Source organism: Streptomyces sp. JNUCC 63, from assembly GCF_054366325.1.
Genome location: NZ_CM135963.1, coordinates 3,838,807 through 3,852,054, shown reverse-complemented (window position 1 = coordinate 3,852,054; position 13,248 = coordinate 3,838,807). Strand labels below are relative to the sequence as shown.

12 protein-coding genes are annotated in these 13,248 nt (G+C 67.6%); 6 read left to right on the top strand and 6 right to left on the bottom strand.

Annotated elements, in window-relative coordinates; translation table 11 throughout:
* Positions 1-8: 8 nt before the first annotated feature.
* Both ACX25U_RS17650 and ACX25U_RS17645 read right to left on the bottom strand, forming a co-directional pair.
* The gene (locus tag ACX25U_RS17650; protein ID WP_454393193.1) at positions 9-1,091 is read right to left on the bottom strand and encodes an inositol-3-phosphate synthase; all 1,083 of its coding nucleotides are present in this window, start codon (positions 1,089-1,091) and stop codon (positions 9-11) included.
* Positions 1,092-1,134: 43 nt separating this feature from the next.
* Positions 1,135-1,818 carry a helix-turn-helix transcriptional regulator gene (locus tag ACX25U_RS17645; protein WP_454393191.1) on the bottom strand — a complete coding sequence of 228 codons (684 nt, stop codon included), beginning with the start codon at positions 1,816-1,818 and terminating at the stop codon, positions 1,135-1,137.
* Between the two features lie 397 nt (positions 1,819-2,215).
* Between ACX25U_RS17645 and ACX25U_RS17640 the strand changes: the two genes are divergently transcribed.
* Complete coding sequence (locus ACX25U_RS17640; protein WP_454393189.1) at positions 2,216-4,912, top strand: transglycosylase domain-containing protein; 2,697 nt, start codon at positions 2,216-2,218, stop codon at positions 4,910-4,912.
* Between the two features lie 108 nt (positions 4,913-5,020).
* Positions 5,021-6,529 (top strand): glycosyltransferase family 87 protein, encoded by a 1,509-nt coding sequence (locus tag ACX25U_RS17635; RefSeq protein ID WP_454393187.1) that lies wholly within the window; start codon positions 5,021-5,023, stop codon positions 6,527-6,529.
* A gap of 83 nt (positions 6,530-6,612) precedes the next feature.
* Here the strand turns inward: ACX25U_RS17635 and ACX25U_RS17630 are convergent, their stop codons facing one another.
* From ACX25U_RS17630 to ACX25U_RS17620, 3 genes are all read right to left on the bottom strand, one after another.
* Positions 6,613-7,644: an alanine racemase gene (locus tag ACX25U_RS17630; RefSeq protein WP_454393185.1), complete on the bottom strand. Its 1,032-nt coding sequence runs from the start codon at positions 7,642-7,644 to the stop codon at positions 6,613-6,615.
* A gap of 83 nt (positions 7,645-7,727) precedes the next feature.
* Positions 7,728-8,849, bottom strand: coding sequence for a peptidoglycan bridge formation glycyltransferase FemX (gene femX / locus ACX25U_RS17625; protein ID WP_454393183.1), 1,122 nt, complete (start codon positions 8,847-8,849; stop codon positions 7,728-7,730).
* Between the two features lie 210 nt (positions 8,850-9,059).
* Positions 9,060-9,383, bottom strand: a complete 324-nt coding sequence (locus ACX25U_RS17620; RefSeq protein ID WP_454393181.1) for a hypothetical protein — start codon at positions 9,381-9,383, stop codon at positions 9,060-9,062.
* A 283-nt stretch (positions 9,384-9,666) separates the two neighbouring features.
* Here ACX25U_RS17620 and rpsF point away from each other — a divergent pair, with 283 nt between their 5' ends.
* The 4 genes from rpsF (at position 9,667) to rplI (ending at position 11,371) form a co-directional block, all read left to right on the top strand.
* Positions 9,667-9,957, top strand: coding sequence for a 30S ribosomal protein S6 (rpsF, locus tag ACX25U_RS17615; protein ID WP_009189556.1), 291 nt, complete (start codon positions 9,667-9,669; stop codon positions 9,955-9,957).
* A 76-nt stretch (positions 9,958-10,033) separates the two neighbouring features.
* On the top strand, positions 10,034-10,612 hold the full coding sequence (locus ACX25U_RS17610; protein WP_454393180.1) for a single-stranded DNA-binding protein: 579 nt from the start codon (positions 10,034-10,036) through the stop codon (positions 10,610-10,612).
* Between the two features lie 57 nt (positions 10,613-10,669).
* Positions 10,670-10,906 carry a 30S ribosomal protein S18 gene (gene rpsR / locus ACX25U_RS17605; protein ID WP_003949403.1) on the top strand — a complete coding sequence of 79 codons (237 nt, stop codon included), beginning with the start codon at positions 10,670-10,672 and terminating at the stop codon, positions 10,904-10,906.
* Between the two features lie 18 nt (positions 10,907-10,924).
* Entirely contained in the window at positions 10,925-11,371 is a 447-nt protein-coding gene (gene rplI, locus ACX25U_RS17600; protein WP_454393178.1) for a 50S ribosomal protein L9, read from the top strand.
* Positions 11,372-11,482: 111 nt separating this feature from the next.
* On the opposite strand, the gene ACX25U_RS17595 is transcribed toward rplI, so the two are convergent.
* The gene (locus ACX25U_RS17595; protein WP_454393176.1) at positions 11,483-12,820 is read right to left on the bottom strand and encodes an MATE family efflux transporter; all 1,338 of its coding nucleotides are present in this window, start codon (positions 12,818-12,820) and stop codon (positions 11,483-11,485) included.
* Positions 12,821-13,248 lie beyond the last annotated feature (428 nt).

Below are 13,248 nucleotides of genomic sequence, written 5' to 3'. Positions count from 1 at the left end.
GCGGATGGTCAGCGCTCGACCTCGCCGCGGATGAACTTCTCCACGTTCTCGCGGGCCTCGTCGTCGAAGTACTGCACCGGCGGGGACTTCATGAAGTAGGAGGACGCGGAGAGGATCGGGCCACCGATGCCCCGGTCCTTGGCGATCTTCGCGGCGCGCAGGGCGTCGATGATGACACCCGCGGAGTTCGGGGAGTCCCAGACCTCGAGCTTGTACTCCAGGCTCAGCGGGACGTCGCCAAAGGCGCGGCCCTCGAGGCGGACGTAGGCCCACTTGCGGTCGTCGAGCCAGGCCACGTAGTCGGACGGGCCGATGTGGACGTTCTTCTCGCCGAGGTCCCGGTCGGGGATCTGGGAGGTGACGGCCTGCGTCTTGGAGATCTTCTTGGACTCCAGGCGGTCGCGCTCGAGCATGTTCTTGAAGTCCATGTTTCCGCCGACGTTCAGCTGCATCGTGCGGTCCAGGACGACGCCGCGGTCCTCGAACAGCTTCGCCATGACGCGGTGCGTGATGGTGGCGCCGACCTGCGACTTGATGTCGTCACCGACGATCGGCACGCCCGCCTCGGTGAACTTGTCCGCCCACTCCTTGGTGCCGGCGATGAAGACCGGCAGGGCGTTGACGAAGGCGACCTTGGCGTCGATGGCGCACTGGGCGTAGAACTTCGCCGCGTCCTCGGAGCCCACGGGCAGGTAGCAGACGAGGACGTCGACCTGCTTGTCCTTGAGGACCTGGACGACGTCGACCGGCTCCTCGGCGGACTCCTCGATGGTGGCGCGGTAGTACTTGCCGAGGCCGTCGAGGGTGTGACCGCGCTGGACCGTCACACCGGTGGAGGGCACGTCGCAGATCTTGATGGTGTTGTTCTCGGAGGCGCCGATGGCGTCCGCGAGGTCCAGGCCGACCTTCTTCGCGTCGATGTCGAAGGCGGCGACGAACTCGATGTCACGCACGTGGTAGTCGCCGAACTGCACGTGCATGAGGCCCGGGACCTTGGACGCCGGATCGGCGTCCTTGTAGTACTCCACGCCCTGCACCAGCGACGCGGCGCAGTTGCCCACGCCGACGATGGCTACGCGAACCGAACCCATTGGCGGTTGCTCCCTGTGTACTCGGTGAAGCCCCGACGGGACCTCACGTGGCGGTGTCGTCGGGCGTATCCGGCCGGGAAGTCTCCCCGGACCGGGGCAGGCCGCCCGTCGCTCCAGTGGTGGTGTCCTGCGAGGCGGGCCCCCCGGAGCCGGAACCCTTGAGGTCTCGCCCGGCCCGCTCGCTCTCGATGAGCTCGTTCAGCCAGCGCACTTCGCGCTCCACGGACTCCATCCCGTGGCGCTGGAGCTCAAGTGTGTAGTCGTCGAGGCGCTCCCGGGTGCGTGCCAGGGAGGCCCGCATCTTCTCCAGGCGCTCTTCCAGCCGGCTGCGGCGTCCCTCGAGCACGCGCATGCGTACGTCGCGCGACGTCTGTCCGAAGAAGGCGAAGCGCGCGGCGAAGTGCTCGTCGTCGTACGTGTCGGGGCCCGTCTGGGAGAGCAGCTCCTCGAAGTGCTCCTTGCCCTCGGCCGTCAACCGATAGACGATCTTGGCCCGGCGTCCCGCGAGCGCGGCGGAGACGGCGTCCTCCGGTGCGTTCCCCGGTTCCTCGATCAACCAGCCGTTGGCGACCAGCGTCTTGAGGCAGGGATAGAGCGACCCGTAGCTGAACGCCCGGAACACACCCAGTGACGTATTGAGCCGTTTACGCAGCTCATAGCCGTGCATCGGAGATTCACGCAGCAGGCCGAGTACGGCGAACTCCAGGATTCCGGAACGCCGGCCCATCGTCGCCTCCTCTCTGCCGCGACCCGGTGCGGCGGGTTCCGCTCCGAGTGCCGTGACGGTCTTTATCTCGCGCTGATGTATCGACTCGATACATCACGACGATAGAACGGCGCTTCGGATGCGACAAGAGGGGACCGGGTGAGCGGGATCACATCGCCGTTTCGTTGGGACCAAGTTGCCGGGTTTGGGGTGAACTTCGGGGTTCAGCGGGTTGCGGTGGTGCGTAGTCTGTGCGCCATGCATACCGCCGGGAACCGTGTGACGCCTGGGGACGTCCTCGTCCCTGGTGCAGTACGGGTGAATGAGCGACCGACCGCATCCGTACTTCGGGGGGACCGGAAACCAGCCGCCGTTTCCAGGCGCGCGAGGGTGCGCCTGCCCGAGGAGTAGTCGTTCGATGAGCGAGCACCGTCGCAAACCGCCGCAGCCGCAGGGAGGCGGACGTGCCGCGGCCCGACGCGGCCAGTCCGGTTCGTCCTCCGGCCGCCGTGCGGCACCGCGAGGCGCCACCGGATCTCCTGCCGACTCCTATGGGTCCGGTTCGCATGGATCGGGTCGTGGGTCGGATTCGTACAGTGCGGGAGGTGGGGAGCGCCCGTACGGTGGCCGTGCCGAGGCCCGGCGGGCCGCGCAGAGAGGCGGCGGCCGGCGAGGCCGACCGCCGGGCGGTCCCAACGGGCCCGGGCGCGGCCGGGCGGCACCGCCCGACAAGAACCGGATCATCGACTACCCGCGCGCGGGCAAGTACGGATGGCGCCGCTGGATGCCGTCCTGGAAGCTCGTGACAGGGCTGTTCATCGGTTTCATGGGGAGCCTGGTGGCGCTCGCGGGGATCGGATACGCCATGGTGTCCGTACCGGACGTCGCGAAGACCGCGACCGCTCAGAACAACGTGTACTACTGGTCCGACGGCAGCGAGATGGTGCGGACGGGCGGTGAGATCAACCGCCAGATCATCAACTACGAATCCATCCCCAAGGAGATGCGGTACGCCGTCATCTCGCAGGAGAACAAGACCTTCGAGACCGACAGCGGCATCGACCCCAAGGGCATCGGGCGCGCCGTGTTCAACATGGCGAGCGGCGGTCAGACGCAGGGTGGTTCCACCATCACCCAGCAGTACGTCAAGAACGCGATGCTCGACGACCAGTCGCAGACGCTCTCGCGGAAGTTCAAGGAGATCTTCGTCGCGGTCAAGGTCGGGGCCACCGTGAAGAAGGACAAGATCATGGCCGGCTACCTGAACTCCGCGTACTACGGCCGTGGGGCGTACGGCCTCCAGGCGGCCGCGCGCGCGTACTTCAACAAGGACGCCAGCGAACTGAATCCGGGTGAGTGCGCCTTCCTCGCCGCGACGCTCAAGGGTGCGACCTACTACGACCCCGCGGGCGCGACCTCGATCGACCCGGCGGCCACGCCCGAGGACAACAAGAAGCGGGCCCTGCGACAGATGCAGGACACCCTCAACAAGATGGTCGAGTACAACCATCTGAGCAGCACGGAGCGGGCCAAGTACACAACGCTGCCCAAGCTGGAGAACCCCAGGGCGAACACGCAGCTGAGCGGCCAGATCGGCTACCTCGTCGACCTTGCCAAGGCGTACGTCGTCAACAACACGGAGATCACTGCCGAGAAGCTGCAACAAGGCGGCTACCAGATCCGTACGACCTTCGACCGGAAGAAGGTCAGCGAGCTGGAAAAGGCCGTCAAGAAGGTGTACAAGGCGAACATCGATCCCAAGAAGCGCCCGAGGACCGACACGCACGTCCAGTTCGGCGGGGCCTCGGTCAACCCGGAAACGGGCGCCATCGTGGCGATCTACGGCGGTGAGGACGCGACGAAGCACTTCACGAACAACGCCGACGCCACGGGCGCCCAGGTGGGTTCGACATTCAAACCGTTCGTGCTGGCCGCAGCCATGCAGGACGGCGTCCGCAACCCAAGTCTCGGCCGCTCACAGGCGCAGGACGAGCGCACGCAGGTCTCGCCCAAGAGCCGCTTCAGCGGTAAGAACAAGCTCAAGATCAAGGAGTACGACGGGACGGTCTGGAAGAACGAGAAGGACCGGGAGTGGCTCCAGCCCAACGACGGCCAGAAGACCTACGGCAGCCCGCCCGACTACCTGATCGATCTTCGCGAGGCGATGCGCGAGTCTGTGAACTCCGCCTTCGTGCAACTGGGCATGGACGTGGGCCTGGACAAGGTCAAGCAGGCTGCCATCAACGCCGGCCTGAAGGAGAACAGCCTGACCGGCGCCACCTTCCCGGCCTTCTCCATCGGCATCTCCGACCCCAGCGCCATTCGTATGGCGGGCGCGTACGCCACCTTCGCCGCCAGCGGAAATCAGAATGAGCCGTTCTCGGTCACCAAGGTCGAGAACAAGGACGGGGTGGTCTTCGAGCACAAGAGCCAGCCCAAGCAGGCCTTCACCGCGAAGGTTGCCGACAACGTCACCGACGTCCTGAAGACCGTGGTCGAGAAGGGCACGGGCACCAACGCCCAGTTGCCGGGCCGTGAGGTGGCCGGCAAGACCGGTACCACGGACGGCAACAAGTCGGCCTGGTTCGTCGGCTACACCCCGCAGCTGTCGACCGCGATCAGCATGTTCCGGCTCGACGACGACGCGAACAACAAGTCGCGCGAGTTCCTGAAGATGTTCGGAACGGGTGGCCAGGAGAAGATCCACGGTGCCTCCTTCCCGGCCGAGATCTGGCACGACTACATGCTGGAAGCGCTCAAGAACGTGCCGGCGAAGGACTTCCCGACGCCCGAGCCCATCGGCGAGATCGTCAACGCCGAGCCCACCCCCACGCCGACTCCTTCGGTCACCGAGACCCAGGAGGAGAGCCCGACGCCCACACCCACGCCCAGTCAGACCGAGCCCAGCCCGACGCCCACGCCGACCCGTACACGTTGCGGTTTCTTCGGCTGCGGCGACAACGGCGGTCAGACGGGCGACGGCGGCACGGACGGCGGCATCACTCCGACGCCCACACCCACCGACACGGGTGGCAATGACAACGGCAACGGCAACGGAGGCGGCAACCGGGGCAATGGCAACGGAGGCGGCTTCTTCGGAGGTACGAACAATTAGCCGCTTCGCCGTCCGGCGAGGGTGTTTCACGTGAAACAGGGGCCGCCGCACCCACCCGGTGCGGCGGCCCTCCGCCTGTTCCCGGACATGTACGGCAGGATGTGCTCCATGCCCAGTGCTGAATCCACGCAAGCGAGCACGCACGAGCCCGACCCGGTGCGGCCCACCAACGAGGACGAGGTCGCCACGGCCGGCAGCGAGCTGATCGGCGGCCCGGTCGGGCGGCGCGCCCTGCTCGGGACGTCCTGGTGGACCCCGGTACGGGTCGTCTCGCTCGTCGCGATCGGCATGTTCGCCCTCGGCCTGGTCCAGAAGGCGCCCTGCTACCACGGCGCCTGGTTCTTCGGTGCGAGCTCGCAGTACACGAAGGCCTGCTACTCGGACATACCGCACCTCTACCAGGGGCGCGGCTTCGCCGATGGCCTCGTGCCCTACTTCGACAAGCTCCCCGGCGACATGCCGTACCTGGAGTACCCGGTGCTGACCGGGCTGTTCATGGAGGTGGCCTCCTGGCTGACCCCGCACAGCGGCAGCATCCAGCACCAGGAGCAGTGGTACTGGATGGTCAACGCCGGGATGCTGATGGTGTGCGCGGCCGTCATCGCCGTCTGCGTGGCCCGTACGCACACCCGGCGGCCGTGGGACGGTCTGCTGGTCGCCCTGGCACCGGCCTTCGCGCTGACCGCCACCATCAACTGGGACCTGCTGGCGGTCGCCCTGACGGCCGCCGCGATGCTGATGTGGTCCCGGGGACGCTCGCTCGCCTTCGGCGTCCTGCTGGGGCTCGCCACGGCCGCCAAGCTCTACCCCGTCTTCCTGCTCGGCCCGCTTTTCCTGCTGTGCTGGCGTGCGGGGAAGTGGCGCGACTTCGGCAAGGCCCTGGCGGGCGTGGTCGTCGCCTGGCTGGTGGTGAACCTGCCGGTGATGGCCTTCGCCACGGACGGCTGGTGGCAGTTCTACAAGTTCAGCCATGACCGGGGCGTCGACTTCGGCTCCTTCTGGCTGATCTGGGCCCAGAACTCCAGCGACCCGCCCAGCACAGACTTCGTCAACACCACGGCCACGCTGCTGGTGGTGCTGTGCGCCCTCGGTGTCGCGGTGCTGGCGCTGTCCGCCCCGCGCCGTCCGCGCTTCGCCCAGCTCGCCTTTCTGATCGTGGCGGCCTTCATACTCACCAACAAGGTCTACTCGCCGCAGTACGTCCTGTGGCTGGTCCCGCTGGCCGTGCTGGCCCGCCCCAAGTGGCGGGACTTCCTGATCTGGCAGGCCTGCGAGGTGGCGTACTTCCTCGGGATCTGGATGTACCTCGCGTACACGACCAGTGGAGATGCCCACAAGGGTCTGCCGACCGACGGCTACCACTGGGCGATCGCCGCGCATCTGCTGGGCACGCTGTACCTGTGCGCGGTCGTCGTACGCGACATCCTCATGCCGGAGAGGGACGTGGTGCGTCGCGCCGGCGGCGACGACCCCTCGGGCGGCGTTCTCGACGGTGCCGAGGACGTCTTCGCCCTCGGCACTCGCACTCCTTCGCCGCGCCACGTGGCTCACGTCGGCTCACCGCAGGTGGAGTGGGGCGGCCGGAACACGGCCGCATCCCGGGACGGTTCGCTCTGAGCGAAAAGAGCTCGTCCACGGAGGTCATGCGAAGGGCCATACACGGCAATGACCGTGTGCGGCCCTTCGCATGAGAAGGGGGCTCAGCGGTCCACGAGCCGGTCGAACTGCGTGGTGGTGTGCCGCAGGTGCGCCACCAACTCGTCACCGACCTTGGGCTCCTGGGCGTCCACGGGGATGAACAGGATCGACACCTGCATGTGCGGCGGCTCCGCGAACCAGCGCTGCTTGCCGCTCCAGACGAACGGGGAGAGGTTCCGGTTCACCGTGGCGAGACCGGCGCGGGCGACACCCTTGGCCCGCGGCATGACGCCGTGCAGCGCCTTGGGGGCCTCCAGGCCCACCCCGTGCGACGTACCGCCCGCCACGACCACCAGGAAGCCGTCCGAGGCCGCCTTCTGCTGGCGGTAGCCGAAGCGGTCGCCCTTGGCGACCCGCGTGACGTCCAGGACCGAGCCGCGGTACTCGGTGGCCTCGTGGTCCCCCAGCCACAGCCGCGTGCCGATCCGGGCACGGAAACGGGTCTGCGGGAACTGCTGCTGCAGCCGGGCGAGTTCGTCCGCCTTGAGATGGCTGACGAACATCGTGTGCAACGGCAGCCGGGCCGCGCGCAACCGGTCCATCCAGCCGATGACCTCCTCCACCGCGTCCGAGCCGTCGGTGCGGTCCAGCGGCAGGTGGATGGCAAAGCCCTCCAGCCGGACGTTCTCGATGGCGGCGTGCAGCTGCGGCAGGTCCTGCTCGCTGACACCGTGCCGCTTCATCGAGGACATCACCTCGATGACGACACGGGCCCCGACGAGGCCGTACACCCCGTCGACCGACGACACCGAGCGGACCACCCGGTCGGGCAGCGGAACCGGTTCCTCGCCGCGGCGGTACGGCGTGAGCACCAGCAGGTCGCCGCTGAAGAAGTCCTTGACGCGCGCGGCCTCGTACGTCGTGCCGACGGCGAGGATGTCCGCGCCCAGCCGGGTGGCCTCCTCCGCCAGCCGTTCGTGCCCGAAGCCGTAGCCGTTGCCCTTGCAGACCGGGACGAGTCCCGGGAACTGCTCCTGCACGTGCTTGTGGTGCGCCCGCCAGCGCGCGGAGTCGACGTAAAGCGTGAGCGCCATGGCCGGACCCGGAACCTTTCTCGTGGCTGCGGTGTATCAGAAGTATGGAAGTTGTCGACGGTGTCGAAGCGAAGATCGCCAGGTCAGCGGCGCGACATGTAGATGTCGAGCGCCTTGTGGAGCAGCTTGTTCAGCGGGAAGTCCCACTCGCCGAGGTACTCGGCGGCCTGCCCGCCGGTGCCGACCTTGAACTGGATCAGACCGAAGAGGTGGTCGGTCTCGTCCAGCGAGTCGGAGATGCCGCGCAGGTCGTAGACCGTGGCGCCGAGCGCGTAGGCGTCGCGCAGCATCCGCCACTGCATCGCGTTCGAGGGCCGGACCTCCCGGCCGATGTTGTCGGAGGCGCCGTAGGAGTACCAGACGTGGCCGCCGACGATCAGCATGGTCGCCGCGGCCAGATTCACGCCGTTGTGCCGGGCGAAGTACAGCCGCATGCGGTTGGGGTCCTCGGTGTTGAGGGCCGTCCACATGCGCTGGAAGTACGACAGCGGGCGAGGCCGGAAGTGGTCACGCACCGCGGTGATCTCGTACAGCCGCTGCCATTCCTCGAGATCCTGGTAGCCGCCCTGGACAACCTCGACACCGGCCTTCTCGGCCTTCTTGATGTTGCGGCGCCACAGCTGGTTGAAGTTCTTGTGCACCTCTTCCAGGGACCGGTTGGCCAACGGCACCTGGAAGACGTAGCGGGGCTGGACGTCACCGAAGCCGGCGCCCCCGTCCTCACCCTGCTGCCAGCCCATACGACGCAGCTTGTCGGCGACCTCGAAGGCGCGGGGCTCGATGAAGTCGGCCTCCAGGTCACGCAGACGCTTGACGTCCGAGTCCTGGATGCCCCTCTTGATGGTCTCGGCGCTCCAACGACGGATGATCACCGGCGGGCCCATCTTCACCGAGAAGGCACCCTGCTGCTTCAGGTGCGCCAGCATCGGCTGGATCCAGTCGTCGAGGTTCGGCGCGAACCAGTTGATGACCGGGCCCTCGGGCAGGTAGGCGAGATACCGCTTGATCTTGGGCAACTGGCGGTACAGAACGAGGCCCGCACCGACCATCTCGCCGGTGCGGTCGTCGAACCAGCCCAAGTTCTCCGAGCGCCACTCCGCCTTGACGTCCGCCCAGGCCGGGACCTGCATGTGACTCGCCGCGGGCAGGCTCTGGATGTAGGCCAGATGCTGCTCTCGGCTGATGGTCCTCAGGGTCAGGCTCATTCGGGGCGCTCCTCGGGCTGGTGTGTCCCCATGGGGTCAGGGGCTCCGGCTCTCGCGCCGAAGCCTACTGCGCCCGGGGAGCGCGCAGACTGGCCGCACGCAACCTTCGCCCCGGCCTGTCGCCCGCCGGGGCGCCGTGCGCGGTCGTGCGGGCGACGTCCGCGAAGTCCGGTGGACGCCGCCCGTCAGGAGCGGCCGGGGTGCCCGGGATCAGCTGAAGAGGCCGCCGAAGAGACCGCCGTGCGCCAGGCCGAGGTAGAAGCCGATCGCGGAGGCGCCGAGGCCGAGGACCAGTCCGAAGCGTCCGCGTGTGGTCTCCGAGACCCACTGGCCGTATGCGCCGGTGAGGATGCCCACCAGGCCGGCCCAGGAGCTCAACAGGTGCAGACTGTGGAAGAGGAGCCCGGTGATGAAGGCCAGCACGCCCAGCACCAGGGTCACCACGAGCAGGGTGTCCTGGAGTGGATGGGGCTTGCCGTCCGTGGCGAAGAGGCCGCCGCTCGCGGCGGTGTTCGGTCGCATCGTCTGTGCCATGGGGCACCTCCTGCGAAAGGCGACGCATCCTAGCGCCGCGCACACCCGTGATGTACAGGTTGACGGGTCCTGCGACCCGATTTCAACCGGAAGCGGATGTGCGGGTACTCTGTACGGTCTGCACAGTGTCTGCCCCGGCGGAGCCAAGGCGAACCTGGAGAGTGCGTCGGCCGACCCTATTGTCAGTGGCGGCTGATGTAATGCAGACACTGTTGCGTACGCATCACAACCCTCCTGCCACGGAACGACCGTGGCCGCTGAGTCCAGAGGAGGTGGGTTCCACATGCGTCACTACGAGGTGATGGTCATCCTCGACCCCGATCTCGAGGAGCGCTCTGTCTCCCCGCTGATCGAGAACTTCCTTTCCGTCGTCCGTGACGGTGGCGGAAAGGTCGAGAAGGTCGACACCTGGGGCCGTCGTCGTCTCGCGTACGAGATCAAGAAGAAGCCCGAGGGCATCTACTCGGTCATCGACCTGCAGGCCGAGCCTGCGGTCGTCAAGGAGCTCGACCGCCAGATGAACCTGAACGAGTCGGTCCTCCGGACCAAGGTCCTCCGCCCCGAGACCCACTGAGCCCTTCCGCTCAGCCGGCCTCGGGATTCGAGTAGCAGCACAAGCAGCCAGCAGCACACCCGCCGAGAGGTTCCCCATGGCAGGCGAGACCGTCATCACGGTCGTCGGCAATCTTGTCGACGACCCCGAGCTGCGCTTCACCCCTTCCGGTGCGGCGGTCGCGAAGTTCCGCGTCGCGTCCACGCCCCGCACCTTCGACCGCCAGACGAACGAGTGGAAGGACGGCGAGAGCCTCTTCCTCACCTGCTCGGTCTGGCGTCAGGCGGCGGAGAACGTCGCCGAGTCGCTCCAGCGAGGCATGCGCGTCATCGTGCAGGGCCGGCTGAAGCAGCGGTCCTACGAGGACCGTGAGGGCGTCAAGCGCACGGTCTACGAGCTGGACGTCGACGAAGTCGGCGCCAGCCTGCGCAACGCCACGGCCAAGGTCACCAAGACCACCGGCCGCGGTGGCCAGGGCGGTTACGGCGGCGGTGGCGGCCAGGGTGGCGGCGGCTGGGGCGGCGGCCCCGGCGGCGGCCAGCAGGGCGGTGCTCCCGCCGACGACCCGTGGGCGACCGGTGCTCCCGCCGGTGGCAACCAGGGCGGCGGCTGGGGCGGCGGCTCCGGCAGCGGCTCCGGCGGCGGTGGCGGCTACTCGGACGAGCCCCCCTTCTAGGTCCTCGGACCGAGGGCGGGCCGTACCCACACTTCTTGATCACACAGGAGAAACACCATGGCGAAGCCGCCTGTGCGCAAGCCTAAGAAGAAGGTCTGCGCTTTCTGCAAGGACAAGGTCACGTACGTCGACTACAAGGACACGAACATGCTGCGGAAGTTCATTTCCGACCGCGGCAAGATCCGTGCCCGCCGCGTGACCGGCAACTGCACGCAGCACCAGCGTGACGTCGCCACGGCCGTCAAGAACAGCCGTGAGATGGCGCTGCTGCCCTACACCTCCACCGCGCGCTAAGGGAAGGGTGAGCCACTCATGAAGATCATCCTCACCCACGAGGTCTCCGGCCTCGGTGCCGCGGGCGATGTCGTCGACGTCAAGGACGGTTACGCCCGCAACTACCTGATCCCGCGGAAGTTCGCGATCCGCTGGACCAAGGGCGGCGAGAAGGACGTCGAGCAGATCCGTCGCGCTCGCAAGATCCACGAGATCCAGACCATCGAGCAGGCCAACCAGATCAAGGCCCAGCTCGAGGGTGTGAAGGTCCGCCTGTCGGTCCGCTCCGGCGACTCTGGTCGCCTCTTCGGTTCCGTCACCCCGGCCGACATCGCCTCGGCGATCAAGGCTGCCGGCGGTCCCGAGGTCGACAAGCGCCGCATCGAACTGGGCGCGCCGATCAAGAGCCTGGGCGCCCACGAGACGTCCGTGCGTCTGCACCCCGAGGTTGCCGCCAAGGTCAACATCGAGGTCGTCGCGGCCTGACCGCTGCACTCGGCTTGAGAAGTCGGCAAAGGGGCCGCACCCGTCGAGGGTGCGGCCCCTTTGCGTGGTCGGCGCGCTGTGGTGCGAGAAGCGGTGTTTCACGTGAAACGGTCAGCGCGCCGCTCCCGTGACGACCCAGCGGCCCGAGCGGGAGCGCAGCCACAGGGTCAGCATGCGCACGGTCATCATCAGTGCCATGGCCGCCCAGAGCGTGGTGAGTCCGCCCCCGAGGGTGGGAACGAGCAACGCCACCGGGGTGAAGACCGCCAAGGTGACCAGCATGGCTCCGGCGAGATACGGCCCGTCTCCGGCTCCCATCAGCACACCATCCAGGACAAAGACGATGCCACAGACCGGCTGGGAGAGCGCCACCACGAGCAGTGCGGGCAGCGCGGTGTCCTTGACGACGACGTCGCTGGTGAAGAGGGGCAGAAAGAGCGGGCGGCTCAGGATCACGAGGAGCCCGAGGCAGAACCCGACGGCTATGCCCCACTGCACCATGCGCCGGCAGGCTTCCCTGGCACCTTCGGCGTCCTCGGCGCCCAGATAGCGGCCGATGATGGCCTGTCCGGCGATCGCGATGGCGTCGAGGGCGAACGCGAGCAGACTCCACAAGGACAGGACGATCTGGTGAGCGGCGATGTCCGCGTCACCGAGGCGGGCCGCCACCGCCGTGGCGATCATCAGGATCGCGCGCAGGGAGAGCGTACGGACGAGCAGGGGGACGCCAGCCTGCGCGGACGCCCTGATACCGGCCGCATCGGGGCGGAGAGAGGCGTTGTGCCTGCGGGCTCCGCGGACGACCACGGCAAGGTAGACGACCGCCATGCCGCACTGGGCGATGACAGTGCCCCAGGCCGAGCCCGCGATGCCGAGTCCGGCACCGTAGACGAGACCGGCGTTCAGGACCGCGTTGGCGACGAAACCCGCGACGGCCACATACAGCGGCGTCCGGGTGTCCTGCAGTCCGCGCAGGACACCGGTGGCGGCCAAAACGACGAGCATGGCCGGAATGCCCAGTGAGGAGATACGCAAATAGACGGTCGCGTACGGAGCCGCGGTCCGGGAGGCGCCGAAGAGCTCCACCAGAGCGGGGGCGGTGGGCAGCACGACCGCGATCACGGTGACGCCGAGCAGCAGCGCCAGCCAGATGCCGTCCATGCCCTGGCGGATGGCTGCCCGGAGATCGCCCGCGCCGACGCGGCGGGCGACGGCCGCCGTGGTGGCGTAGGCAAGGAAGACGAAGACGCTGACGGCGGTCATCAGGAGGGCCGAGGCGACGCCGAGCCCGGCGAGCTGCGCCGTGCCGAGATGGCCGACAATCGCGCTGTCGGCCATCACGAAGAGCGGCTCGGCGACGAGTGCGCCGAAGGCCGGGACGGCCAGCGCGACGATCTCTCGGTCGTGCCGGTGCCGGATGGCCGTGCGGCGTGCGGGGGCCTGTGTCATGAGCACCAATCTAATCGTCCACAGGTAAGAGATGCAAAGGCGTATTGCTCCTTACTTCTGCTCTCGTGGCGTTCGCTTGTGCGTACCGCCTCAAGCGATCTTGACCCAACTGGGAAAGTTTTTCTCCTGCACAGCCAGTGGATGGGAAAGCCCCAGGTCAGAAGCGCCCCGCGGAAGATGTCGAGGGCTTGTTCACAGCGCTGTCCACCGGGTCGTGCACAGGTTTGGCGGAGTTCTCCACAGCATCCGGGCGCTCGTCCACATGGCCTGTGGATAACCAGATTGGCTGACGCCCTCCGGGGACCTACCGTGGTCCGGCGCCCCCTCTGTTCGTCGGCCTTCCGAACCGTCATAAACCTGGCATGCCTGAAGCGGAGACGGGCCCCTCATTTGTCAGTGCCGTCCCTTAGGAAAGAGGGGCACGGCGA

What these genes read in the sequence shown, in the direction of transcription:
- ACX25U_RS17650 (WP_454393193.1), bottom strand. Translation starts at nt 1,091, where the DNA reads ATGGGTTCGGTTCGCGTAGCCATCGTCGGCGTGGGCAACTGCGCCGCG.
- ACX25U_RS17645 (WP_454393191.1), bottom strand. Translation starts at nt 1,818, where the DNA reads ATGGGCCGGCGTTCCGGAATCCTGGAGTTCGCCGTACTCGGCCTGCTG.
- ACX25U_RS17640 (WP_454393189.1), top strand. Translation starts at nt 2,216, where the DNA reads ATGAGCGAGCACCGTCGCAAACCGCCGCAGCCGCAGGGAGGCGGACGT.
- ACX25U_RS17635 (WP_454393187.1), top strand. Translation starts at nt 5,021, where the DNA reads ATGCCCAGTGCTGAATCCACGCAAGCGAGCACGCACGAGCCCGACCCG.
- ACX25U_RS17630 (WP_454393185.1), bottom strand. Translation starts at nt 7,644, where the DNA reads ATGGCGCTCACGCTTTACGTCGACTCCGCGCGCTGGCGGGCGCACCAC.
- femX (WP_454393183.1), bottom strand. Translation starts at nt 8,849, where the DNA reads ATGAGCCTGACCCTGAGGACCATCAGCCGAGAGCAGCATCTGGCCTAC.
- ACX25U_RS17620 (WP_454393181.1), bottom strand. Translation starts at nt 9,383, where the DNA reads ATGGCACAGACGATGCGACCGAACACCGCCGCGAGCGGCGGCCTCTTC.
- rpsF (WP_009189556.1), top strand. Translation starts at nt 9,667, where the DNA reads ATGCGTCACTACGAGGTGATGGTCATCCTCGACCCCGATCTCGAGGAG.
- ACX25U_RS17610 (WP_454393180.1), top strand. Translation starts at nt 10,034, where the DNA reads ATGGCAGGCGAGACCGTCATCACGGTCGTCGGCAATCTTGTCGACGAC.
- rpsR (WP_003949403.1), top strand. Translation starts at nt 10,670, where the DNA reads ATGGCGAAGCCGCCTGTGCGCAAGCCTAAGAAGAAGGTCTGCGCTTTC.
- rplI (WP_454393178.1), top strand. Translation starts at nt 10,925, where the DNA reads ATGAAGATCATCCTCACCCACGAGGTCTCCGGCCTCGGTGCCGCGGGC.
- ACX25U_RS17595 (WP_454393176.1), bottom strand. Translation starts at nt 12,820, where the DNA reads ATGACACAGGCCCCCGCACGCCGCACGGCCATCCGGCACCGGCACGAC.